The sequence below is a fragment of the Rhodococcus sp. 06-418-5 genome (assembly GCF_002258285.1).
Classification (GTDB): Bacteria; Actinomycetota; Actinomycetes; order Mycobacteriales; family Mycobacteriaceae; genus Rhodococcoides.
The window spans coordinates 648,943-670,243 of sequence record NZ_NOYE01000016.1; the positions used below are offsets into that span (position 1 = coordinate 648,943).

Annotated in this window: 41 protein-coding genes and 1 tRNA gene; 3 read left to right on the forward strand and 39 right to left on the reverse strand. The window is 64.5% G+C overall.

All coding sequences use genetic code 11. The features are described from left to right. Positions 1-136 precede the first annotated feature (136 nt). From CH274_RS29240 to CH274_RS15635, 35 genes are all read right to left on the reverse strand, one after another. Positions 137-313, reverse strand: a complete 177-nt coding sequence (locus CH274_RS29240) for a hypothetical protein (protein WP_179275763.1) — start codon at positions 311-313, stop codon at positions 137-139. Continuing rightward, positions 310-660, reverse strand: coding sequence for a hypothetical protein (locus CH274_RS15480; RefSeq protein ID WP_094657967.1), 351 nt, complete (start codon positions 658-660; stop codon positions 310-312). The genes CH274_RS29240 and CH274_RS15480 overlap by 4 nt, the downstream gene beginning before the upstream one ends. Positions 661-1,220: 560 nt before the next feature. After that, positions 1,221-1,574 (reverse strand): hypothetical protein, encoded by a 354-nt coding sequence (locus CH274_RS15495; protein ID WP_094657970.1) that lies wholly within the window; start codon positions 1,572-1,574, stop codon positions 1,221-1,223. 9 nt (positions 1,575-1,583) lie between these two features. After that, a complete protein-coding gene (locus tag CH274_RS15500) occupies positions 1,584-1,886 on the reverse strand; it encodes a hypothetical protein (protein ID WP_094657971.1) in 303 nt (100 codons plus the stop codon). Beyond that, positions 1,883-2,203 carry a hypothetical protein gene (locus CH274_RS15505; RefSeq protein WP_143546581.1) on the reverse strand — a complete coding sequence of 107 codons (321 nt, stop codon included), beginning with the start codon at positions 2,201-2,203 and terminating at the stop codon, positions 1,883-1,885. Before CH274_RS15505 ends, CH274_RS15500 begins: the two co-directional genes overlap by 4 nt. A 208-nt stretch (positions 2,204-2,411) precedes the next feature. Beyond that, positions 2,412-3,356, reverse strand: coding sequence for a hypothetical protein (locus CH274_RS15510; protein ID WP_094657973.1), 945 nt, complete (start codon positions 3,354-3,356; stop codon positions 2,412-2,414). Beyond that, positions 3,353-3,910 (reverse strand): crossover junction endodeoxyribonuclease RuvC, encoded by a 558-nt coding sequence (locus CH274_RS15515; RefSeq protein WP_143546582.1) that lies wholly within the window; start codon positions 3,908-3,910, stop codon positions 3,353-3,355. The genes CH274_RS15510 and CH274_RS15515 overlap by 4 nt, the downstream gene beginning before the upstream one ends. Next, on the reverse strand, positions 3,907-4,152 hold the full coding sequence (locus tag CH274_RS15520) for a hypothetical protein (protein WP_143546583.1): 246 nt from the start codon (positions 4,150-4,152) through the stop codon (positions 3,907-3,909). The genes CH274_RS15515 and CH274_RS15520 overlap by 4 nt, the downstream gene beginning before the upstream one ends. A gap of 8 nt (positions 4,153-4,160) precedes the next feature. After that, entirely contained in the window at positions 4,161-4,427 is a 267-nt protein-coding gene (locus tag CH274_RS15525) for a zinc finger domain-containing protein (protein WP_441346939.1), read from the reverse strand. 5 nt (positions 4,428-4,432) lie between these two features. Further along, complete coding sequence (locus tag CH274_RS15530; RefSeq protein ID WP_441346937.1) at positions 4,433-4,768, reverse strand: DUF7352 domain-containing protein; 336 nt, start codon at positions 4,766-4,768, stop codon at positions 4,433-4,435. 297 nt (positions 4,769-5,065) lie between these two features. Beyond that, complete coding sequence (locus CH274_RS15540) at positions 5,066-5,458, reverse strand: helix-turn-helix domain-containing protein (RefSeq protein ID WP_094657979.1); 393 nt, start codon at positions 5,456-5,458, stop codon at positions 5,066-5,068. Beyond that, on the reverse strand, positions 5,455-6,837 hold the full coding sequence (locus CH274_RS15545; protein ID WP_256993590.1) for a DNA-methyltransferase: 1,383 nt from the start codon (positions 6,835-6,837) through the stop codon (positions 5,455-5,457). The genes CH274_RS15540 and CH274_RS15545 overlap by 4 nt, the downstream gene beginning before the upstream one ends. After that, positions 6,837-7,163 carry a hypothetical protein gene (locus CH274_RS15550; RefSeq protein WP_094657981.1) on the reverse strand — a complete coding sequence of 109 codons (327 nt, stop codon included), beginning with the start codon at positions 7,161-7,163 and terminating at the stop codon, positions 6,837-6,839. The genes CH274_RS15545 and CH274_RS15550 overlap by 1 nt, the downstream gene beginning before the upstream one ends. After that, positions 7,160-7,675 carry a hypothetical protein gene (locus tag CH274_RS15555; protein ID WP_094657982.1) on the reverse strand — a complete coding sequence of 172 codons (516 nt, stop codon included), beginning with the start codon at positions 7,673-7,675 and terminating at the stop codon, positions 7,160-7,162. Before CH274_RS15555 ends, CH274_RS15550 begins: the two co-directional genes overlap by 4 nt. Then, positions 7,672-8,163 (reverse strand): ASCH domain-containing protein, encoded by a 492-nt coding sequence (locus CH274_RS15560; RefSeq protein ID WP_256993591.1) that lies wholly within the window; start codon positions 8,161-8,163, stop codon positions 7,672-7,674. Before CH274_RS15560 ends, CH274_RS15555 begins: the two co-directional genes overlap by 4 nt. After that, positions 8,145-8,480, reverse strand: coding sequence for a hypothetical protein (locus tag CH274_RS15565; protein WP_094657983.1), 336 nt, complete (start codon positions 8,478-8,480; stop codon positions 8,145-8,147). The genes CH274_RS15560 and CH274_RS15565 overlap by 19 nt, the downstream gene beginning before the upstream one ends. Further along, entirely contained in the window at positions 8,477-8,599 is a 123-nt protein-coding gene (locus CH274_RS29710; protein WP_256993592.1) for a hypothetical protein, read from the reverse strand. Before CH274_RS29710 ends, CH274_RS15565 begins: the two co-directional genes overlap by 4 nt. Then, positions 8,599-8,751, reverse strand: a complete 153-nt coding sequence (locus CH274_RS29245) for a hypothetical protein (protein ID WP_179275764.1) — start codon at positions 8,749-8,751, stop codon at positions 8,599-8,601. Before CH274_RS29245 ends, CH274_RS29710 begins: the two co-directional genes overlap by 1 nt. Beyond that, positions 8,748-9,053, reverse strand: coding sequence for a hypothetical protein (locus tag CH274_RS15570; RefSeq protein WP_094657984.1), 306 nt, complete (start codon positions 9,051-9,053; stop codon positions 8,748-8,750). Before CH274_RS15570 ends, CH274_RS29245 begins: the two co-directional genes overlap by 4 nt. After that, complete coding sequence (locus CH274_RS29250; RefSeq protein ID WP_179273091.1) at positions 9,050-9,223, reverse strand: hypothetical protein; 174 nt, start codon at positions 9,221-9,223, stop codon at positions 9,050-9,052. The genes CH274_RS15570 and CH274_RS29250 overlap by 4 nt, the downstream gene beginning before the upstream one ends. Then, positions 9,220-9,978 (reverse strand): hypothetical protein, encoded by a 759-nt coding sequence (locus tag CH274_RS15575; RefSeq protein WP_094657985.1) that lies wholly within the window; start codon positions 9,976-9,978, stop codon positions 9,220-9,222. The genes CH274_RS29250 and CH274_RS15575 overlap by 4 nt, the downstream gene beginning before the upstream one ends. Beyond that, complete coding sequence (locus CH274_RS15580; RefSeq protein WP_094657986.1) at positions 9,975-10,388, reverse strand: hypothetical protein; 414 nt, start codon at positions 10,386-10,388, stop codon at positions 9,975-9,977. The genes CH274_RS15575 and CH274_RS15580 overlap by 4 nt, the downstream gene beginning before the upstream one ends. Further along, positions 10,389-10,751 carry a hypothetical protein gene (locus tag CH274_RS15585; RefSeq protein WP_094657987.1) on the reverse strand — a complete coding sequence of 121 codons (363 nt, stop codon included), beginning with the start codon at positions 10,749-10,751 and terminating at the stop codon, positions 10,389-10,391. After that, on the reverse strand, positions 10,748-11,077 hold the full coding sequence (locus CH274_RS15590) for a hypothetical protein (protein ID WP_094657988.1): 330 nt from the start codon (positions 11,075-11,077) through the stop codon (positions 10,748-10,750). The genes CH274_RS15585 and CH274_RS15590 overlap by 4 nt, the downstream gene beginning before the upstream one ends. After that, positions 11,074-12,147 carry a recombinase RecT gene (locus CH274_RS15595; RefSeq protein ID WP_094657989.1) on the reverse strand — a complete coding sequence of 358 codons (1,074 nt, stop codon included), beginning with the start codon at positions 12,145-12,147 and terminating at the stop codon, positions 11,074-11,076. Before CH274_RS15595 ends, CH274_RS15590 begins: the two co-directional genes overlap by 4 nt. Next, positions 12,144-12,413: a hypothetical protein gene (locus tag CH274_RS15600; RefSeq protein WP_094657990.1), complete on the reverse strand. Its 270-nt coding sequence runs from the start codon at positions 12,411-12,413 to the stop codon at positions 12,144-12,146. Before CH274_RS15600 ends, CH274_RS15595 begins: the two co-directional genes overlap by 4 nt. Further along, on the reverse strand, positions 12,410-13,357 hold the full coding sequence (locus tag CH274_RS15605) for a YqaJ viral recombinase family protein (RefSeq protein WP_094657991.1): 948 nt from the start codon (positions 13,355-13,357) through the stop codon (positions 12,410-12,412). Before CH274_RS15605 ends, CH274_RS15600 begins: the two co-directional genes overlap by 4 nt. Next, on the reverse strand, positions 13,354-14,001 hold the full coding sequence (locus CH274_RS15610) for a molecular chaperone DnaJ (RefSeq protein ID WP_094657992.1): 648 nt from the start codon (positions 13,999-14,001) through the stop codon (positions 13,354-13,356). The genes CH274_RS15605 and CH274_RS15610 overlap by 4 nt, the downstream gene beginning before the upstream one ends. Continuing rightward, on the reverse strand, positions 13,998-14,384 hold the full coding sequence (locus tag CH274_RS15615; RefSeq protein WP_143546584.1) for a hypothetical protein: 387 nt from the start codon (positions 14,382-14,384) through the stop codon (positions 13,998-14,000). The genes CH274_RS15610 and CH274_RS15615 overlap by 4 nt, the downstream gene beginning before the upstream one ends. Further along, positions 14,381-14,515, reverse strand: a complete 135-nt coding sequence (locus tag CH274_RS29715) for a hypothetical protein (RefSeq protein WP_256993593.1) — start codon at positions 14,513-14,515, stop codon at positions 14,381-14,383. Before CH274_RS29715 ends, CH274_RS15615 begins: the two co-directional genes overlap by 4 nt. Continuing rightward, the gene (locus tag CH274_RS15620) at positions 14,516-15,028 is read right to left on the reverse strand and encodes a hypothetical protein (protein WP_143546585.1); all 513 of its coding nucleotides are present in this window, start codon (positions 15,026-15,028) and stop codon (positions 14,516-14,518) included. It abuts the gene before it with no gap. After that, positions 15,025-15,255 (reverse strand): hypothetical protein, encoded by a 231-nt coding sequence (locus CH274_RS15625; protein WP_094657995.1) that lies wholly within the window; start codon positions 15,253-15,255, stop codon positions 15,025-15,027. The genes CH274_RS15620 and CH274_RS15625 overlap by 4 nt, the downstream gene beginning before the upstream one ends. After that, positions 15,252-15,410 carry a hypothetical protein gene (locus tag CH274_RS29255; protein ID WP_179275765.1) on the reverse strand — a complete coding sequence of 53 codons (159 nt, stop codon included), beginning with the start codon at positions 15,408-15,410 and terminating at the stop codon, positions 15,252-15,254. Before CH274_RS29255 ends, CH274_RS15625 begins: the two co-directional genes overlap by 4 nt. Beyond that, positions 15,407-15,664: a hypothetical protein gene (locus CH274_RS15630; protein ID WP_143546586.1), complete on the reverse strand. Its 258-nt coding sequence runs from the start codon at positions 15,662-15,664 to the stop codon at positions 15,407-15,409. The genes CH274_RS29255 and CH274_RS15630 overlap by 4 nt, the downstream gene beginning before the upstream one ends. Positions 15,665-15,854: 190 nt before the next feature. Then, positions 15,855-16,112 carry a helix-turn-helix domain-containing protein gene (locus CH274_RS15635; protein ID WP_179275766.1) on the reverse strand — a complete coding sequence of 86 codons (258 nt, stop codon included), beginning with the start codon at positions 16,110-16,112 and terminating at the stop codon, positions 15,855-15,857. A 131-nt stretch (positions 16,113-16,243) separates the two neighbouring features. On the opposite strand from CH274_RS15635, the gene CH274_RS15640 reads away from it, so the two are divergent. Then, on the forward strand, positions 16,244-16,558 hold the full coding sequence (locus CH274_RS15640) for a helix-turn-helix domain-containing protein (RefSeq protein ID WP_143546587.1): 315 nt from the start codon (positions 16,244-16,246) through the stop codon (positions 16,556-16,558). Here the strand turns inward: CH274_RS15640 and CH274_RS15645 are convergent. After that, positions 16,524-16,597, reverse strand: a tRNA-Lys gene (locus tag CH274_RS15645). The two genes, CH274_RS15640 and CH274_RS15645, sit on opposite strands and share 35 nt — an antisense overlap. A 92-nt stretch (positions 16,598-16,689) precedes the next feature. Further along, entirely contained in the window at positions 16,690-16,911 is a 222-nt protein-coding gene (locus CH274_RS15650) for a DUF3618 domain-containing protein (RefSeq protein ID WP_032375974.1), read from the reverse strand. Between the two features lie 77 nt (positions 16,912-16,988). Between CH274_RS15650 and bcp the strand changes: the two genes are divergently transcribed. Further along, on the forward strand, positions 16,989-17,462 hold the full coding sequence (bcp, locus tag CH274_RS15655; RefSeq protein ID WP_094657999.1) for a thioredoxin-dependent thiol peroxidase: 474 nt from the start codon (positions 16,989-16,991) through the stop codon (positions 17,460-17,462). Here the strand turns inward: bcp and CH274_RS15660 are convergent. Then, a complete protein-coding gene (locus CH274_RS15660) occupies positions 17,451-18,830 on the reverse strand; it encodes a dipeptidase (RefSeq protein WP_094658000.1) in 1,380 nt (459 codons plus the stop codon). The genes bcp and CH274_RS15660 overlap by 12 nt on opposite strands. A 74-nt stretch (positions 18,831-18,904) precedes the next feature. Beyond that, on the reverse strand, positions 18,905-20,266 hold the full coding sequence (locus tag CH274_RS15665) for a hypothetical protein (protein WP_143546588.1): 1,362 nt from the start codon (positions 20,264-20,266) through the stop codon (positions 18,905-18,907). A gap of 380 nt (positions 20,267-20,646) precedes the next feature. Here CH274_RS15665 and CH274_RS15670 point away from each other — a divergent pair, with 380 nt between their 5' ends. Continuing rightward, positions 20,647-21,288, forward strand: a complete 642-nt coding sequence (locus tag CH274_RS15670) for a TetR/AcrR family transcriptional regulator (protein WP_371828362.1) — start codon at positions 20,647-20,649, stop codon at positions 21,286-21,288. Positions 21,289-21,301: the final 13 nt, after the last annotated feature.

Sequence of the window (21,301 nt, forward strand, 5' to 3'; positions counted from 1 at the left end):
AACGGCATCGCGCCGCCTCGGATTCGGTGAGCATCGCGCTCACCGACGTTTCTTGAACCCTCCGCGCAACTCAGCGCCCTCCCCCGCGGTTCGTCCCCCCAGGCTCGAAGGGGGTACCCCCCACCCCCTGAGCGCGTCAGAGAGAGCGGATCAGAACGACCCAGCCCTGCCACAGCAGGCGGGCGAACTCGGTGCGGGAGTACCGAACTCGGAAGGTCTCTTTGTAGGCCGATGCGAGGAACACATCGATATGACCCTCGGATCCGTCGATGACAACCTCAGCTTCGTCACCGATCTCGTCGCGCTTGGTCATCGACGTGCACCGATCAGTGCTTTATCCCACGCGTTCGACCAGCTCATGGTGACGAGCCGCTGGATGTACGTCTTCGAGAACGTCAGTCGAGGAACCGTGGCGTTCGGGTAGTCGAGCGGTGAGTACTGCGCATACTCACCTGGATTCCAGGTGTAGTTGATAGCTCGATGCGGGCCATCGTGTCGGGCCTTGAGACCGCAGCGCCAGTGTCCGTATCCGGTCAGATCCTTTGCGCAGCAGTAGCCGTCGATGCGGTTGCGTATGTCGATCCACTGCGCATGCAGCTCGCCCTTGATCGGCAGCAGTAAGCGCAGGACTCGGCGCGCCGCTATCAGTCGTGCACTCATCGTCGTCCCGTCGTCGCTCGATTGCAGGCCTCGTGCTCGGGCCCCGTCCACTTGGTTCGGTCGTGGTCGTCGTGTCCGAGATCCCATGGCTCGCTCGCTGCGATGAGCTTCGAGCAGCGAGAGCAGCGCACGTTCCCGGTTGCGACTCGTGGCTTCCACTGGGCGCGCAGACGGTCGTGCTCGACGCCGTATCCGCGCTGCTGCCTAGTACCTCTGCCCCGCTCACGTGCTTGCCGGTGGGCGGGGCAGAGACTCTCGGGCTGCATCAGTGGGCAGCCGGGGATGGAGCAGACGCGGTTACGTGCGCGGACCATGAATCGAATACACCCACTCGAGGCGGCCGTCCGGATGTACGCGCCTGCGTAGGAAGTAGTGGGTGAGGTGGACCGGTTTGGAAACAAGAGTCGGGTCGTTTGCGTCGGCTTCGGACATGCCCGCCAGCCAGTAGGCGACTACCTCAGGACGAGGCAGGCTGACCTCCTCGCACAGGCCATCAGCGGGCCCGTCCACGAAGTTGACGAATGCGTAACCCGGGCGCGCCTGGAGTGGGATTGGTGGCTTCACTTCGGTGGTACAGAGACGATCTGGGGCCCAGTGACGATGTATCCGCACAGCAGGCATTCGAGACTGGGGTTGTCATCACCGTCATATCCGCACACAACCCGATCGGTGTGCGGGCACTCGGTGTACTTCGGCCGCTCCACCTCAATGCGAGTGGTCACCGTAGCGAGCTCTTCGCGGCCGTATCGGTAGGTCATTCCACCGCTGCCGGGTTGCGTCTTGCGAAGCTGCACCACTTCGATCCCACCGGGGATGATGGTGACCTGCTTGACGTTGCTAGCCGGGTCGAGGCCGAGCTTGGCGAAGAACTCGTCCACGACACTGCGATCGACCTTCGGGGGAATCTCGGACACGATCGTCTCCTACTTCGGTGGTGCGAACACGGTCTCGGGATCATGGCCACGCTCACGCAGGCCTTGCTCCACCAGGGTCAGTGCCGACTCGGGGCTCACCGCGAGCTCACCGCGGGGCTTCCAGTCAGCGCCCATGACCTCGGCGAGCACTGTCTTCGCGCCCACGATGGACTTGGTGACCCGCATGGCCGTGAGTTGTGGAACGAGCTTGCGCTGGAGTTCCTCGAGCTGCTCGGGTGTGGCTTCCTGGCGTGCGGCCGCGACGGTGGCCACGAATGCCACGATCTCGCCTATCTGGCCGGTGGCGCTCATTCTGGCTGCTCGTAGGTGCTGGTGAGCACGGGGCCGATCTGGGTACGCCTGCCGTTGACGCGGTCGGGTCGCCAGTCGTCGACGTCGCCGGAGCTCGCTTGCGATCCGACGATGAGCAGCAGTGCGTCGAAGGCCTCGTTCGCGCTCTTGCCTGCGGCGTGGAAGGTCTCGATCAGGTCGACCATGGGTGCGGGGTCGATGCCGTTCTGCGGGATGAAGCCGAGTGCGCCGTCGTCGGTCACCCAGAGGATGCCGACTGCCGGGCGTAGCACTGGGGTCCAGCGGCCGTGGCCGGCGCGCTCGCTCGGGTAGGTCATCGACACCTCTCAGGTTGGGCCCTCGACTGGAGCGCGGCGCAGCGGACGCTTCGTGGTGCGCGTGCTTGCCCGGAGGTGCGTCATGACGGCGGAGCGCAGGTTTGACGCCGAATCGAGGGGGTTCGAGTGGCACGAAAACGGGGCTGCATCCGGAAAATGGGTGCCCTCGTCAGTGCGGGATTTGAGTCCCACTGTACACACGCCCTGGTCAAGAGCGCACACGTTCCGTGCGGGTCGCCAGATCGAGGACGTCGCCGAGGCGGTACACGGCCGGGTCGTTGCGGTGAATCCATCGCTGGATGATTCGGCCATCGCGCATCCACCCGCGTGGCGTCAGCTTCCGCTCGTTGATCCAGCGATACAGGGTGGACTTCGGGACGCGTTTGCCGAGCTCGCGGAGCAGGGACTGTAGTTCGACTGCGGTGTAGTTCATTTCGCGCATCTGGGCGAGGATGTCTCGATCGAGCTTGGCCACTGCGTAGCTCGCTCGGCACCGCGGGCACTGGACCCATTCCTCACCCTTCTCTGCGTAGAGGTCCGCGTTGCAGCGCCTTTCGCGACCCTGGTCGTATTCGACGTACTGGCAAACACCCTTGTAGCGCAGTTCGGGCAGTTGGTCGATCGCCTTGTTCACGATCGCAATGACGTCGCTCAGGCTGTCGAACATCTCGTCGATCGCCGGGTGCATGCGGAGGTCGTGCGGATGGCACGCGAGCCAGACCGCGAACTCCTCGAAAAGGCGCGTCGGTTGCGTGGACAGTGTCGATTGGTCGTGCCGACGTCCGGTCTTGCAATTCAATGTCATCTGCAGAAGGCCGGGACGTTCGATCGCCGCCAGCAGACTGCCCGCCGGCGAAATGCGGGACTCGAAGTCGCGCGACCACGTGGTTATCTCGTTTTCCAGCAGGTCGAACGGTCGTCGGATAGGGACGTTTCCGCTCTTGTCGATCGAGATGGGAAGCGGTGTGTCCGCACTCTTTCCACCGACGCGGCCGCGGCTCATGCGGTCGAGTCGGGCCTGCGTGATCGTCATGTCCGCGACGAGCCCGGGCACGGACTGGAGCATCCGGACGAGAATCTCGGTGCACTTGGTGCAGATCGGGAGACCGTCGCCGGTTGGCCGGCCGCAGTGAAAGCAGGCGATCGAGCTCACCCATTGACTCCTGTCCAGTCGATCTTCGGTGCGTAGTGGCATGGGAGCTCGGGTTCGTACCAGCCGAGCTTCTGGGCTCCGATGGTGGCGATGGCAAGCGCGTCGGACTCGTTGTCGTTGTGGATGTTCGCGTCCGGCCAGAGCTCGCCCATTGCCTTCTCGACGTCCTCTTTCTCGGCCTGGCCGTTACCGGTGGCGAAGTACTTGATGGTGGTGACCGAGACCTCGATGACCGGAATTCCCCGGCGCGCAAGGAATCTCGTGACGCTGTACAGCAGGGCGCAGCGCTCCTGGTACAGGCCGCTGAACTTCGGCTGCCGGAACGGCATTCCCTCGACGAGCACGAGCCGGATCCGATCGGGCAGTGCCTCGACGATCCGATCGCCCTGAAGGCCGATCCGGAGCGCTCGCTGGCTGATGGTCCCGCCGGTGTTCGCGCTCGCGATGGTCTTGAGCTCGGGACGGTTCCTGCCTTCGACGACGCGCGGGTTGCGCAGGATTGCCATGCCGGCCGCGCCCATCGATGGGTCGAGACCGACAATCGCGCCGCTCACAGCGCCCTGTTCAGGATGATGTCCTGCACCTTGCGTATCGCGTGCTGGATCTCCGGAATGAGTTCGAGCTCGCGAGCTTCGGCCGCGGTCGGCAACCGAAAGCTGTCTTCACCGAAGAGTGAGACACCGGCGCAGTAGACGCACACGTTGACGTCCCCGGGCCTTGGTCTGCTTGCAGGATCACCCATCGCCGCCGTCGCGTCGACGACCGATTTGCAGTGCGGGCACGGCCTCCCGGGCATCCGCGCGCTCATATCGGATCGACCATCGTGGACCGCATCACGCCGTAGCCGTCGACGATGCAGGTGACATCGGGCTTCGGAGCGTCCTGCATGCGCTGAAGACGCTCGGCGCGGTTCAGGCGGGCGTGGTGCGCCGGAAAGTGCTCCAGCTCATGCCATTCGCCGTCACGGCCTCGCACGCGGCACGGCTGGCCGATGGGTGCCTTGCAGCCTCGGCACGGGATCGTGAGGGCGAGGTCGCGCTGTTCCAGCCACTCGAAACTCCGTTGCTCCATGACGATCACGCCTCCTCGACCACGGGATACTCGACGTACACGTGCCAGACGTACAGGCCGTGGTGCGTCGTAACGGTGCCGAGGTACTCGGCGTATGTCGGTCCGGTGCGGAACGTGATCGGGCTGCCGGTGCCGACGATCCGGAACCGGACTTTCGCCAGCTCCGACTCGTGAGGGAACGCGTTGCGCTCGTACCAGACCTCGAACGCGTTGCCGGACTTCTCGTGGTTTCGATGCTCGGCCACGTGAAGCATTCTGCGGAATCCCGGGAGATGAAATTCGACGGTGCCTTCGAGGGGCAATTCGAGTCGGTGGATAACTCCAGCGGTCAATTTATTCATCGTCAATTCCCCTTCGATTCCGAATTCGAGAGATTTCTTTTTCTGCCCGCCAGACCCCGCGCCGTAGTGAGTTGAGTTCGAAGGCGAGTTCGGTGGGTTGGTGTTGTGGTTGGTGTAGTTGGGTTGGTGTCTTTGGGTTGGTGGGGGATCATGGGTGATCCCCAGACTTGCCGAAATGATCCCCAGACTTTCGCCAGATGATCCCCAGACTCGTTCCAGACGATCCCCAGACTTTTCGCCGGGTGGTCGGTCTGGGGATCATGGGTGATCTGTAGACCGGGGCCTGTGGATAACTCTCTATGGCTCATCGATGATCCCCAGACTTTCGAGGCTGTCGCTTTCTCCAGGCTCCAGCATTTGCAGATCGAACAAATTCGGCGGCACCGTCAATTGATATTCGTCGGCTTGATGCGCCCACCGATTCCCTTGCTTCACGCGCTGAATGAATCCGGTTTCGCGCAGAGTTGCCAGACCCCTTTTCACCGTCGGCACCGAGACACCCATGACGCGCGCGAGACGGTCCGTACCGGGCCGCACACGTGAGCCGTTGGTGTCGGCGTACGTCGCGAGGGTCAGGCCGAGGAACATCGCCGCAGAGGGCATCGAGACGCGTCGGATGACTCGCTCCCAGTCGAAGCGATCGATCGGCTGAGCGCCGTCCTCGAGGTCGAAGAGGGGGGATGCAGTCACGAGCTCGATACCTCGCCGAAGTCGAAACCGAGCTCGATCGGCTTGGTGATGCGCTTGACGATCAGCGGTAGATAGTCGTCGTCGCGCTCGATCGCGATGCAGCGCATGCGCTCGTGAATGCACGCCTCGGCGGTCGTTCCCGATCCTGCGAACGGTTCGAGGACAACGCCGTTCGGGGGCGTCACGAGCCGAACGAGCCAGCGCATCAGGGCGAGAGGCTTCACTGTCGGATGCTGGACACCGTTGACAACCGGCCGCTCGCTCGTGGGTGCCTTAGCCTCGTAGCGGAAGGTGGGAAAGAAGCGCGATGCGCCGCCGGCGTCGTGCTCAACCCTTGATGCCGGTGGTTCCACTGTTGCTGTACTCTCCGTGAATCCGATGCCCTGCCTGTTGGCGGGTATGGAACCGGCGCGACGCGGACCCGCGTCGCTATCGAGCGCAGCGGCCTGACTTTCGTCGAGCAGGACGTTGGCCGGCCACCGACCGATGACATCAGTCGCGGCCACGCCGGCGGGCATACCGGCGACACTCATGTTCAGTGCCGCACCTCCGGGCGTATTGGCGGCGGCCGGATTGGTACGAGCCGCAGATCCAATACGGCAGCCGTCGATATTGAGCGCTCCGGTGCCGTGCTCAAGCACGTTCGCGGGCACAGTGCCTGCCAACGGTTTACGACCGACGACGATGGGCTCGAACGCTGGTTTGAGAGCGGTCCCCCAGCCCTGCCACCGCTGCGCGTCAACGGTCAGCTCGAGGTTCTGGTCCAGCAACCCTGTGTCGCGTCGTCCCGCGCCGTCACGGTTGCCCTGGCGGCCAGACTCGACATAATCCGCGCCCATCGTGGCCCGCCGAATAGCGCCTGAATTCGACCCGAACCCGAGCTGCGCTCCGGTGATGGCCTTCGCGACGTCGACCGACTTCGGAAAGCCGGATCCGTACAGCCACGCCATCGAGTCGCGAATCTCGAATCCTGAGTCCTCGACGGCCGACGCGAGCCGGTGCCAGGTGCGCGAGCCACCGAACGAGACGATATAGCCGCCAGGCTTGAGGATGCGTAGGCACTCGGTTGCCCATGCCTCGCACCAGTTCTGGAAGTTCTTCATCGCACTGGGTGATAGGTCGTAGCGTCTGGCTTCCATCGCGCCGCCGGCGGAGATGGGCTTGAGCTCACGATCTGGCCCCCGTCGATGCGGTGACGGCGTTCCGTTCTTGACGGTCGATCCGAACTGCCCGGGCTGGTCCCACTGCTTGCCCATGAACGAGATTCCGTACGGCGGATCGGTCACCACGGAATCGACGGAGCAGTCGGGCAATTCGCGAAGAACGTCCAACACGTCGCCGTGGTGCAGCGTGACCGTGTCGTCCTGGTAGTAGGGCACTATGCACCTGCCTTCTCGCGCTGCCTACGGTCGTAGATCGCGTGAGCCATGTGGAGTTCCATGCGCGAGCACTCGGTCAACTTCGCTGCGCGGCCGATGCGGTTCGGCGAAAGGCAGTGGTTCAGCTCCAGCAGGAACTCGTTGGGCTCGATATCCCAGCACGCGGGGCAACGCCATCCGAGCACGACGTCACCCTTCTTGAGACCGCTGGCAGTTTCGTACGGTGCAACCCAGTCGGCGCGCTCGAAGTTCTTCCGCCACTCGGCGAGCTCGCGCTCTTTCGCCTCGACTTCCTCGAAGTCGAACAGGCTCGGCTCTCGGCTCACTGGGCATCACCGCCGCCGGCGAACAGCTCAGGGTGTGCGGCTTTCCATGTCGTCCACCGCCTCGCCGAGTAGTGGGCGGAGTCGAGCACCTGGAGCAGCGTGAGGGGCTCGGCCGTTTCGAGCGCGTGCCAGGTGTATCCACCGCGCCACGTCCGCTTCCGGTAGGTCCATCCGCCGTCGGGCCTCTTGCGGAAGTAGGTGCCGTTCGCTCCGCCGTCGATGTCGTAGGGCGCGAAGTCGGCCATCAGGTGGCGGAACCCGGGGTTGTACCAGCTCTCGCAGTACTCCTGCAGCGAGGATGCGATCAGCGTTACTTCGTCGTCGGTCGGGACTACGCCCTCGGCGAGGTACGTGTCACCGCCGCCGCCGACGTAAATGCCGATCAGGTAGTTCCAGTGCGGATGGCTCGACGTGATGAACGGGACGCGTAGGGACTCGGCGTGTTCGGTCTGATGCGCGGAGATATCTGCCGGCTCCCACGTGCGACGGCGGTACTCCTCGAACAGCGTCATGCGATCAACTCACTCAGCTCGGCCGGCGGCGTCCACAGGCCGAGCGCGCCCCTGCATGGAAACGGCTCGGCCAGCGGGCGTGGGTTCTCCAGGACCAGGTGCACGATGCGTCGGCGCTCACGGCCCCCGTGCTCGACGTACGCGGCCTCGCCCCACGGCTTGCAGCATCCGGACTCCGGGTGGACGTCGACCAGATCTACGACGCCGAGGATCGCGCCGAGAGGGAAGACCCAGCGAACCATCTTGCCGCCGACCCACCTCCCGACGCCGGGCGTCAACGGAGCGAGTGAGGCCATGTACTCCTGGTACGCCGCCGAGACGAGCGGTGACTGCTCACCGCGGTCCGACCACCGCTGGCCGGCATGGATTGCGAGCGGCCCGCGGTAGTTCCAGTTCTGGGTGCGGTTCTCGATCACTTTGCTGCCGTGCATGATTGCCCATGCCCACGGCTGCTGAACGGTGAGCGCCTTCATCGCTTGCTCTCGCATGCGCGTGTCCATCTGCGACCCTCACGCGTCCAGCGGCACCGACTCTTCGAGAACCCGTTCATCGAGACCGTCTTGCCGCAGTGAGTGCAGTGCGCGCCGTTGAGGATGCGGCGCGCGAGAGCCTCGGCTGCTTCGACGGGCCCGGTCTTGTCCTCGACGGTGATGCGAGCTCCGCGGTACTGGGCGTGTGCATACCAGCCCGCCTCTTCCACTGGCACATTCTCGTGCAGGTGACCGAGCTCGAATCCGGTTGCACCAGAACGGCCGACGAGGTCGACGGCGGCGTGCAGGGCGTCCTCGTCCAGGGTGTCATTCATGGTCGTAGTCCTTCCAGTGTGCGGCGCTCGTACGGGCCCGGGCGCAATGCGATCCCGATGCCGAGGAGACCGAGCGCGATGACGGCCGAGGCGGCGAGATAGAAGATCGTTGCTGCCATCAGTTCTCCAGCCGTTCTTTCGACACGACGACCCAGCCCAGTCCGTCGAGATCGCGGACGAGCTGCTCGACGACGTCGACCGAGCTCGGGACACCGGGCGCGGCCGGCCAATCCCAGCCGAGAACCTCGGCCAGTGCGTCGTTCGCGGTCACGAGACATCCTCGCCGCAGTCAGCGCAGCGCCATTTAAGCAAGCTCTCGTCACCGAATTTCGATGTGTGAGAGCACTTCACGTCGGGCTCAGGTTCCAGTAGAACCACCGGCATCTGCTTGCCCATACTGCGCACGAATCCGGTAGCGACGGCTAGCGCCTGCTCGGGCGTGTAGTCGATCTGAGCAAATGTCTTGTGTGAGCCATCGGGTCGCAACTCAATGACGTCGACGCGGACGCCTGGGGCGTCCGTTCGCGGTCGTGGTCGCAACCCCATGGGAACCTGATCGATGTTGTTCTTCACGTGATGTCCCCCTTGTGAATCCCGCGCGCCTCGACTGCGGCGTCGAATGCGCCGAGGCAGGCTGCGAGGTAGTTGGCGAGGATGTAGTCCGGTGTGTTCGAGTGCTTCTCGCGCGAGTGGCGATTGATCACCTCGGCGAGCTCGGTCCGGAATTCGCGTTCGGTGCTCACCGCAGGCCTGCGATCAGCGTTCCGAGACGCTCGACGTACGTGTAGGGCTGCCCGGGCATCCGCTCGACGTGGTAGCTCGTGTGGCGCTTGTCGCGGGTGTAGCCGAGCGACCACTTGTAGGCACCGGCCCAGTCGATCGAGTGGTCCCACCACTTGAGTCGACCCATCAGGGCCTTGCGCGTGAGGTCTCGTATCCAGGCGTTCGGATCGACGAGCGACCAGAACTCGACGAACTGCGCGAGCTCGGCGAGGCCGTTGCCGATGGGCAGATCGGAGATCGGGTCACCGGGTGCCGATAGCTGCCAGACATGGAAGCCGCCCGTGATCAGCCGTCCGCCCATGATTCCCTGTGTGTCGATACGGTCGAGCCCGACGAGCTGGCTCTTGTGCCTCGACGGGTCCGAGAGCAGTCCAACGGCGCGAATCCACAGGCCCGGGTGCCGGCCGAGGCCATGCGCTGCGGCGACGTTGCCGGCCACCTGAGCGCCGCCGCTGTATCCGACGATCACCGCGCCCGGGTACGCGCGGATCAGCTCGAGCAACGCGGTCTCGGCCGCGTGAACGCTCGCGCCGAAGCTCTGCCCGTTCCATACCGGGATCGCGCCGAACTGCGCGGACCACTCCAGCTCGACGACCAGGAACCTCTTCGGATCGAGGTTCCTGGTCGCCAGCCACAGGGTGTTCTTGCCGTACGGCTCACCGATACCCCGGCACAGGATGACGACGATTCTGCCGTCGGCCTTGGGGTAGTTCACTCGTCGTCACCACCGGAGAACTGAGGGCCCGCGGCCTTGGCCTTGATCGGTGTGACGTTCTCCGGCTCGACCGCGGCCTTCTCTTCGGTCTCGCCTTCCTCGTCCGGATCGACGTCGGGCACCTTGCCGTCGTCGTCGAGCATCGAGCCTTGGCCGTCGTCCTCCTCTTTCACCTTCTCGCTGATGCCCTCGACGACCTTGAGCACCTTGCACGCCGCGGATCGGCGCACGCCGGACTCGGCCATATCGACTGCGCCGAAGCCCTTTACGCGGACCTTGACGGTGAAGTATCGGATGTCGCCGATGTTCTGCTCGCCGAGATCCTCGAAGGATTCCTCGGACATGCCGCTGAAATTGACCCGCGCGGTATCGATGAGCGGGCGGGGGTTGCTGGCAACTTTCTTCGTCATCTACTTCTCCATCCAGTCGAGTGCGGCTTCGGCCAGGATCGGCCAGTGAGGGGTGACAGTGATCCGCGCGTACGTCGCCTCGAGGTGCTCGGCGAGCTGCTCGATGAGGTAAGCCCGGGCGGCAGCCGGATCCGGCACCGGTGCGAACGGCACGGGCTTCTCTGCTTCGAGATCGAGATCGATCCCGATGTCGCGGCCGTCGAGGACTACGCCGACTGCCTTCGCGCCCAACGCGACGAGCTCGGTCAGTTGGGCTTCGATGCCGCGCAGATGCGTTGCGACGGCGACCTGTCCGTGGGCGAGCGACGAGCTGATGTCGGTCTGGTCGAGCGCCTCGAGCGAGGCCTTGATGTGGTCGGTCATCTCTGCGCCGCCGATCCGCCGGCGGGCTCGATCACGTTCTCGACGAACCACTGATCGGAACGGAGGGTGCGGCGCAATTCAGAGATCCACGGCCGTGAGCGGAACTTGACCTCGTGACCGGCGAGATGTTCGGTCGAGATGAGCCGCCATTGCAGCTCGTCCGTAGTGAGGACTGTGAAGAACGAGATCAGCTCATAGTCTTGCCGCACCATCCGAGCAAGCGGGTCATTACCCGGCACGATGAACTCACCGTCGACGAACGGGGCGACCGCGTACCCCACCGGGTTGTGCCGCGCATCCCACGCGCGGATGACGACGGCGGTCACTGCAGTGTCTCGATCGCTACGGCTGCCTGTGCACCGTTGAGGCCGTCGAGCCCGGTGATGTCGTCCTGGACGATGGCGTTGCCCTGGAGCCACTGGAGCTGCGCCGCGAAGTCGTCGTAGCCCTCTTTCTTGAACAGCTTGCCCAGCGCGGTGACCTGCCCGGGCGTAGCCGGTGCATCGTGTGGGTCCACTTTCGCGCCCTGATTCGAGGCGCTGGCCTGCGAGGATGCACTACTGGCCCTGTTTTTCGTCCGTTCCGTCGTCCGCTTCACCGGCGCCGGTTCCTTCTGTGCCTCGGTGTGCGTCGCCGTGATGTCGACCGGCTCCGGACGTTGCTCGAGGCCCATTGCTGCGCGTGCGCCCTTCGCACCGTTGCCGACGCGCTCGGACTCGACGGTGACGCGGTTGCCTTCCTCGTCGATGACCTGTGCGGCGTCTTCGAGGACCAGGTCCGAGAAGTCGTCGGGGTAGGCCTTGCGCCAGCACGCGGCCTCGGCGCACTTGGCGATCTGATTGGCCGGCATCTTGGCCCACATCGAGTTCGGCCGCTGACTGTTGCCGGACCCGACGTACTGGACGTACTCGTGGTACATCGCTGTCGCGGTGAAGGTTTCGCCGTTGACGGTGATGGTGAACCGTGCGGCGAGCGGTGGGTGGTCCTTGTCGAGCCAGACGTCGTCCCATCCGCCCTCGCGGCCGCGCCAGGTCGGCGAACCGATCGAGATCTTGTCCCCTCGCTTGCGCGCTGCGCGCATACCGTTGAGCCGGTAGCCGTCGATGCCGGTCTGAATCGTGTACTTGACGACCCAGTTGTCGTCGTACTCCCTGGTCGCCGGGTTGTACTTCTTGTCGTTGGTCTTGCGGCCGATCATGTAGATCTGGCGCGAGAACGGGTCGAGCTTGGTGACCTGGCACCGATGGAAGAACAGGTCGATGTCGCCCTGCGGTGCGTTGCTGATTCCGAGCTGCTCCAGTGCCGCAATCTGTTTCGGCGTGAACGTGCTCTGGTCCGAGGTGATCGCCAGATCCGACTTCGGGGTCGTGTTGACGGGTGAAACGTCGGCGGTCATGCGTGCTCCTTCAGTGCGATCGCTCGGAGGGTGTCCATGCCGAGCTTGTGGTCCTGGGCGAGGTGAACGGCCATGCTGTAGTCGGGAAAGGCACGCGTGAGGCGGTGCGAATTCACCGGATCCGCGACAGCGAACGCGTGCACGATGTGGTCGAAGAACGAACCGGGTGCGTGGCCCTCGGTCGGGTTGAAGTGGTGCAGGACGTGCGCTGCGCACTCCGGCTTGACGATCGCGAGCGCAGCGAACTCGCACAGTGCTGATGTCATGAAATTCCCCCTGTGATTGCGGCCAGGTCGGCCTTCTTGTTGACGTAGAACGAGACCGAGCCGTGGCTGTTCTTGCGACGGTCGGCGACCTTGACGTCCTTCTTGTGATCTCCGCCCGGGTCACGGACGTAGAGGTACTGGGCGTTGCCCATCTGCTTGAGCGCCCACGACTTTCGACCCATCGCGAACGACTTGGCAGCGTCGAGATCGGCTTCGGAGTCGAGCAAGGCCTGCGCGTCGGCAGCCTCGATGTACACCGCGGTTCCGTCGATATCCGGATGGAGCTCGCGGATGGTTTCGTACGTCGGTTTCGTGTCGTCGAGCTCCGGTTCGATCCCCTCGGCGAGCATGGCGTTGAACTTGCGCGCCGCCTCGAGCAGGAATGCGAACACCTCGGCGTCGAAGGCGACCTCGAACAGGCGACGGGCGAAGAACGACATACCCAACATCAGGTGCGCCGGGTGCCGGGTGTAGCCGGTGACGCCCATCTGCCAGGTCTGCTGGATGAAGTAGTCCGCGGGTATCTCGTCGGTGCCGTCGACGCCGAATTCGTTTGCGTCCCGGGCAGTCTTGAATTCGACGACGCGGCGCGAGCTGCCGCGTGATGCGCGTCGATCGAGCGTGGCCATCGCGGGCACACCGAGATCTGTTCGTACGTACTGCACTTCGCCTGGAGACAAACGCCAGCCGGGGTGCAGTTCGCGGTAGAGCGCGGCCAGCATGAGCTCGGCCGCGTGCCCGACGGTGAATTCGTCCTTCGGATCTTCGGGCTCGAGGTGGCCGGCCATCCGATGGAACAGCGAGAACGGCGACTCCCACCGCGAGACGCCGCGCGTGTACTCCCCGCGCTCGTCGAGCTTGATCGGCAGTGCCGCAACCTTGCTCGCCGAGAAGTACCGCAGCCACTCGGGTGAGCCGGGGAGGATGAGCGTCGAGGTGGTCATCGGAGTCTCCCGACTGAATTGAGAACCTCGGCAGCAGCTTCGACCTTGTTCCAGAACAATCGATCGCCACCGTGTCGGTCAGGGTGCGCATTCCGCCTCGCGCGGCGGTAGACCTGAGCAAGCGTGCCGAGCTCTATTCCAGAGTGGTTGTCACCTGCGATTTGTCGGAGCACCGCTTCGGCCGCTTCGACGCTGAGCCGCGTCGCGCTGGGTGCCGAGTCGATTGCCTTCCATCCGACGTACTGCTCGGCGTTCTGAGTGACGCCGTGTCGGTCGATCGCTCGCAGGTCTTCGAGCGAGAGTGCGATCGCACGGAGGTTGTCCTGCCATCGGTCGTACTTGTCGCACGGGAACGACAGCGGGCCCTTGAGCGAGTCGGTGATCGCGAGGATGACGCCCGGGTGCTCGGGTCGTGCATTCGCCCGCGGCATTCCGTCCTGGCGAAAGTCCTGCTCGCGCATGGCGATCTGTAGGACTGCGGGTGCGTTGCGCGCCCCTTTGCCGAGCTTGGACAGCTCCCGGTCGAGCAGCGAGAGCGTCGAGCTCCACGTTGCCGAGAACTTCGATCGCTCACGGACGGCGGTCGGCTTCCCGGGCCACATGACGATCGGGCGGAGGGTGAGGCTGGCCGGATAGTCGCTCACGACGCCACCGCCTGGCCGGCCTCTGCCGCACACCAGATCTGCACCCGGGTGCCGCCGTGGAACCGAGGCCTGGTGCCCATCGACCGGATTCGGCCTTCGCGCGCGGCCCGTCTCAGCGTGTTTCCGAGCAGCCCGGGCTCGAACTCAGCAAGATCGGACGCGACGAACGGTCGACCGGAGGCAATGAGCCGATCGAGTGCGGCCCGCAGCTCGACTTCGGACTTCTCCGGAATGTAGATGCCGGTGCGCATGCACCGACGCAGCAGCGACTCGCGCTTGACTCCGAGCACCTGGGCGATGCGGTCGTGAGACAGTCCACGCGAACGCATCTCCGTGTACTCCTCGCGGAACGCATCCGGTCCGCAGATCTTCGACGCCGTCATGACGCCGCCCACACAACGAACCCCATCATCGCGACTGTGGCGATCAGGATCACCGCGCACCAGACGTCGAGCGTGGTCTTCGGATTCGGGGCGTCGACGATGCGGCCGTGGTCGACCTGGATGTAGTCCACTCAGATCACCGCCTGCGACGGCGTGCGCATGTAGCCGATCTGGCTGGCCAGTGTCTTTGCTGCGTCGCGAATGGCATCGACCGTCCAGTACTTCGCGTTCGGTAGAGACTCCGGGACGTATCCGCCCGGAAACGGAACACGGGTGAGGCCGACGCGGGCCAGTTCCAGGTCATCCCAGTAGTCCCAGCTGTGCCCGGTATCGAAGCCGACCCATCCGCCGATCTCGGCGAGCGTGCGGCCGGGCAGCATCTTGCCTGCTAACTCGAACGGCGTGATCGGACCCCAGGTAATGCCGCCCGGTGTGCGGACAGCGTCGTCGATGGTCCGAAAATGGTCGACCGTCGAGAGCGGGTGACCTTCGGCCGGAATCTGGGCATATCCGCAGAGGGCGGGCATGTAGGGGTTTCCGTTCTGGGCAATCGCCCAGGGGATGCCGTTCTCGATGCCGATCTCGATCGGGTCGGATTTCATCGGCCACACATTGCGTGCGGCGATCAGCAGCGCTTCGCTCACCACTCCGCCCCCGCTCCGGATGCAACCAGCGAGTCGAGCTCGTCGGCGATGGCCGCGTACTGCTCGGCCTTCTCGCGGGCGTACGCGGCCGAGTTCGGGAGACCGCGCAGTGTGAGGTTCACCCAGGTGCCCGCGCCGAGCTGCTCGTCGAGGTTCTCGCGGTCGGCGCGGATCATGACGTTGCCCGACAGGCGGGTCTTGGTCAGGACGATCTTCTGTGCGCTCACGGAGTCACCTCGCGGCACTGCGAGCAGGTGAGGGCGACGGAAGGGGCCGGTGGGTGCACGTGCGCGACGACCTTGCCGCAGACGGAGCACGCGAGCGGGATCTTCTCGGCCGCCTCGGTGAAGGCTCGGACGAAACTCTCTACGAGGGCGCTCATTCGTTGCACCCCTTCTCGGCGTGCACGCTCATCAGCGTGTCGGCGAGATCCCTGAGAATCCGAGCTGCCTTGGCGTAGCAGACGGGCGTTGTTCCGGGCGCGGTCATGAGCTGCGATTTGAGCTTCGTGGGGTCGTCCGGATCCTGGCCGATCATCACGTGGATGTGGTCGTACTTGATGTGATCGAGGGTCTGCGCCCTGAGCTCGGGTGTGAGCTCGAAATCGGTCGTCACTTCGACGTGATCGCCTTGCATCACAACCACCCCGCGCTCTGGGATGCGGCGTAGAGCATGCCGAGCAGAAGGCCGGCGAACAGCAGTCGCCGTCTCATGTATCGGAAGGCCGTAGAATCTGGGTCTGACATCTTCACTCCAATTCAGTGGGTGTCGCAGGGCCCCGTCGAGCACGCACTCGGCGGGCCTTCTTGATTGGGTCGGGCGGAAATCAGGCGACCGAGCTCGGAGTGATCTCCGCGAGCGAGTCGAGCGGGCCGAGTAGCGCACTGGCTGGAACTTGAAGCAGCTGCGCAGCGTCGACGATCTCGTTGACGGTGAAGGGCTGCGTTCCGAGAAGTCGTCTGTGCATCGACGACATCGAGATTCCGATATGTGCCGCGAGTTCGACCTGCGAGACCCTCCGGCGTGCGAGCAATGCCCGCACCTCTTCGCCTACGAGTACTGCTGCTGGGGTTGTATCGGTCACCTGTGCATCTTCTACCCCATATGGGATAGGTGTCAACAGTAAGTTACCCCGTATGGATTGGAATGTGCATTCGTGGGAAGACCTAGTCACCAGAGATAGACAATGTGTCACTGGTGGGTATAATTGCTCGCATGACAGTCCTGGACATGCCCGACCGCTCTAGCGCTCGGGGACGCGTAGCAGCAGAGGTTCGCGCGGAAGCAGCGCGAGCGGGCGTAAGCCAGAACAGGCTTGCCCAATTGACAGGACTCTCACAGTCGAATCTGAGCCGGAAGATGAAGGCGCTGCGGCCGTTCGATATCGACGAGCTCGAGGCAATCGCAACCGTCCTGGGCGTCGACGTTGCGTCATTCTTCGGCGGAACACAAAAAGACCCCCGCCCGGATGGAGATCCGAACGGGGGTCTGAATGTGCGCCATCAGGGATTCGAACCCCGGACCCGCTGATTAAGAGTCAGCTGCTCTAACCAACTGAGCTAATGGCGCCGATCCGCACCGCGTGTTCTCTGCGGTGCGGGAGAAACATTAACAGCAGATACCGCCAGATGTGAAATCGGCTGGTCGGAGCGCCTGCTGACTCAGTTGAAGATCCGGCGAACCACGAGAACTGCCACCACTGCGCCGACTCCGAGGAGAGTGAACTTCACTGCCGGCTCGTTGAGCTTGGCCACCACGGACTGCTTGGTATTGGCGACGATGTTCTTTGGGCTGGCACGGACGCTCAGCTCGTCCAGGGTGCTGGCGAGCTGATTGCGAGCGGCCTCGATCTCGCGCTCGATCCGGTCGGTGTCCTTGGCCACGTGTCCTCCAACTTGTTGCAAATAGTCTCTGTCGCAGTCGAGCCTAGAGCACGACGACATTTCGATACTCTCGTGCGGTGACCGAATACAACAAGCTCGAGCCGGGCGACACCGCTCCGGCGTTCACCCTGCCCGATGCCGACGGCAACGACGTCTCTCTCGCCGACTATGCAGGCAAGAAGGTGATCGTGTACTTCTACCCCGCCGCGAGCACCCCCGGCTGCACCAAGCAGGCCTGCGACTTCCGGGACAGCCTTGCCGAGCTCAACGGAGAAGGCCTGGAAGTCATCGGCATCTCCCCCGACAAGCCAGCCAAGCTCGCCAAGTTCCGCGACAAGGAAGAGCTGACGTTCCCCCTGCTCTCCGACGAGGAGAAGACGACGTTGCAGGCGTGGGGCGCATTCGGGGAGAAGAAGAACTACGGCAAGGTCTACGAGGGCGTCATTCGCTCCACGTTCCTCGTCGACGAGGCAGGCAAGATCGAGGTGGCGCAGTACAACGTCCGGGCCACCGGCCACGTCGCCAAGCTTCGCCGCGATCTAGCTGTCTGAGTCCTCACTGCCGGACCCGGCCAGTCGCTGCAGGAACAACGCCTCGGCGACGGCCATCTTCTCGATTTCCGACGGATCCACGCTCTCGTTGGGAGCGTGGATCCGACACCGAGGTTCCTCGACGCCCATCAGCACGATCTCGGCGTCCGGCAGCACCTGAGCCAGCGCGTTGCACAGCGGAATAGACCCACCTTGGCCGGCCGTCCCCATGGGATGCCCGAATGCCTCCTCCAACGCCTCGGACAGCGCCGCATATCCCGGCCCGTCGGTCCCGGCTCGAAACGGCGATCCGATCGCTTCACGCTCGACGGTGACGCGCGCATTCCACGGCGTACGCGCCTCCAGATGAGCCACCAGGGCATCCTGAGCCCGCTTTGGATCCGTTCCAGGCGGTACCCGCAGATTGAGCCGTGCCGACGCACGAGGCGAGATCGCAGCAGCAGACCCCACCACCGGTGGACAGTCGATCCCCAGAATCGTCAGAGCGGGCCGCGCCCACACCGCCTCCGCTACCGAGCCCGAGCCGGCCAGCCCGACGCCGTCGAGCACCCCGGCATCGGCACGGAACTGCTCGGCGTCGTACGGGACCCCGTCCCAGGTCTGCGTTCCGTCCAGACCGTCGACCACGGTGTCTCCCTGCTCGTTCCGCAACGTGGAGAGCACCTGCACCAAGGCTGCGAGCGCATCGGGAGCAGGACCGCCGTACATTCCGGAATGCGCTTCTCCTGCAAGCGTTTCCACGTGCACTACTACATTCGCGATACCGCGAAGCGTGGTCGTCACCGTCGGCGATCCCACCTTCGTGTTCCCGGTATCGCCGATGACGACCATGTCTGCGACGAACAGTTCGGGTCGCTGCTCCACGAGCGCTTCCAACCCGCCCGTGCCCATCTCTTCCGAACCCTCGCAGATGATGCGCACGCCGACGTCGAGTGACTCCCCCAGTGCCCGTAGCGCCAGCAGATGCATGATCACGTTGCCCTTGCAGTCCGCCGAACCCCGCCCGTACCAACGGCCGTCCCGTTCGGTCAGCTCGAAAGGTTCACTGTTCCACAGTGTTCGGTCACCCGGAGGTTGAACGTCGTAGTGCGAGTACAGCAGAACGGTCGGCGCTCCCGCGCGGGCCGGCCGCGAACCGACGACCGCCAGTGAGCCGTCGACCGTCTCGATCAGTTGGACGTCGGGAATTCCCGCGTCGACGAATGCCCGTTGCACCCACTGCGCCGCACCGGTGCATTCCTCGACCGGAAACTGCCGAGGATCGTGCACCGAGGCGAACCGGACCAACTCTGCCAGCTCCGATTTCGCTCGGGGCATCTGCGATGCGATTGCAGATCGAACGTCGACGGGTCGCGAATCGGCGGGCATGAATCCTCCAAACGAGAAAATGACAGACGGGCCGTAGCCAGTCTGTCATCACTCGTCATACGAACCGTTCACCGTCAGCCGCCGGAGAGCTCCTGATGAATCCACTCACCGGTTTGCTGCCAGTGCCGATCCCACGCTTCCTGTTCGAGCTGTTCGGGCGACTTACCCGGCTCCGGAATGGGAACGGGAACGGTGAACTGCGGAGGGGCAACCGTGGTCGTCGGCGGCTGCGGAGCCGCCACGGCCTGACGTGGCGGATCCTGTGTCACCCAAGGCTCAGTGGTCGGTGCGGGCTCGACAACCGCCCACGGGTCCACTGTCGGGGGAATCGCCTCGGTCGGGGGCGCAATATCCGGTGCCGGTGGAACGACGACCGCAACCGGGTCGGACGTGGTGGGGTCCGCCTGCCGAGTCGCCCCCACCAGATCCGTACCGGCGTCGCGTCGATCGACGCTCTGTTCGGCAGTCGTCTCCGATTCATCCGGCAACGTCGCAGCGACCGCGACACCTGCGGAGAGCACCCCGGCCAGCAGCACTGCGGCGAACACGAGCTTGCGCCCGGAGCCTGCCGACCGGACCGGCTCGGCCCCGACGACCGACCGCACGGCAGGCACCGGAAGCGGCGCTACCACCCTGTCGACATCCGCGTCCGCCGCTACCTCTGGATCGGACTCCGCGGCCTCGACGACGGCGATCCGGGCGTCGATCTCGTTCGCTTCCACGACCTCGGTCTCGACGGCCTCGACCTGCTCCGACTCCTCGGTCGCCACCGGCGGTGCGGCCACTGCTGTCGGCTCCTCCTGATGCGCCAGCAGCGCAGCTCCCCGCGCTGCGACCTGGTCCGCATCACCCACGCGCACCACGGGAACGCCGAGTCCGAGGGACAGGATGTCGACCAGGTCTCGACTACTGGACCGGTCGCCGAACAACGCAACGAACTCGGGTTTCTTGCCGGATTGATCGACCACTTCCCACGCCAGGGGGATGGTGCTGCCGATGCGCTCGGGCGACATCGAGTCCAGCGCAGCAGTCTTCGCCGGCGTGATCGAGGCGTCGGCTGCGTCGGCGAGAGAAATGGAGACGCCCGTGTCGCCCATGTAGTACAGAAGCACGGTCTTCGCGTCGGCGAATTCTTCCGAGGTTGCCAGCCAGCCGAGGAACGACTCGGTCACCGACGACAGCACTGCGGGTTCGTCGCCGAGGGCATCCGCGAACTCCGCGCGCTCCTCCTCGGTTCGATACACCACTCCCACTGCGTCCACGTCTTCGTCGAGCGTCGCCGCCTCGCTGCGCATCGTCTCGATCGCGGCGGTGAGAACCGAGGCGGCGTCGGGATCGAGCGGGGTCGTCCGGTCGGCGAGAACCTCGCCCGAGGTCGGCTCCAACAGCACTGTCTGCATCGAGCCAGATTCGATCGCTATACCAATAATTGCCATGGCAGTCTCCCTGTGCTCAGGGTGGAGGCACCCGACCATGAACGTCGTTCAGCGGTTCCGAACGACGATCACCCTGCACGGAATTTGATTCTGTTACCTAAACCATACCTGTTGACGGTTACATTGGCCGAGATCGGTCTTGGAGTTTGTCACAGTATGAGGATCCGGCGTTTGTAATCGGCCCCAGGATTCTTCGAAGCCCTAGGCTGGAACCCGCCTGTTCGAGCCAGATGCGCAGCCTGCGGGCGTGACCTCGCGGACCGTTGTGGATATCGAGCACCCGCGCCGGATAGCCTGACCGGGTGGAATCCTCTGCTCGTGCCCAGTCCTCGCGCCGTCTCGACGCCGCGCTCGAGTCGACGGCACAGACTCAGGAGCTCATGCCGCGACGGCGTCCTACCCAGGAACGCAGCCAGCGCAAGTTCGACGCGCTGCTGCAAGCCTCACGCGAGTTGCTCAGTGACGTCGGTTTCGAGTCGTTCACCTGCGAGGAAGTCGCGTCGCGCGCCGAACTCCCGATCGGCACGCTGTACCAGTTCTTCGCCAACAAGTACGTCATCGTCTGCGAGCTCAACCGCCAGGACCTCGTCGGGGTGCAACAGGAGCTGGCCGAGTTCGACGGCGAGGTGCCGTCCCTGGACTGGGTGCGCTTCCTCAACAACTTCGTCGACCACATGGCCGGCATGTGGATGACCGATCCGTCGCGCCGCGAAGTGTGGCTCGCCATGCAGTCGACACCGTCGACCCGCGCAACCGGGGTGATCCACGAGCGGGAGTTCGCCGAGCAGGTCTCGCGCATGCTCGGACCGCTCACTCCGCGCACGCCTCGGCATCGCCGCAACCTCATGGCTCAGGTGCTGGTGCACATCGTCTACTCGATGCTCAACTTCTCCGTGCAGGACGGCCAGAGCCACGAGGACGCCGTCGCCGAGCTCAAACGCATCATGATGGCGTACCTGCTCGTCGCCGAGAAGGAGAGCAGGCGCTCCGGCGGCTCGGCGAGCGACACCGAGCAAGCCTGAGCAACCCGAGCCC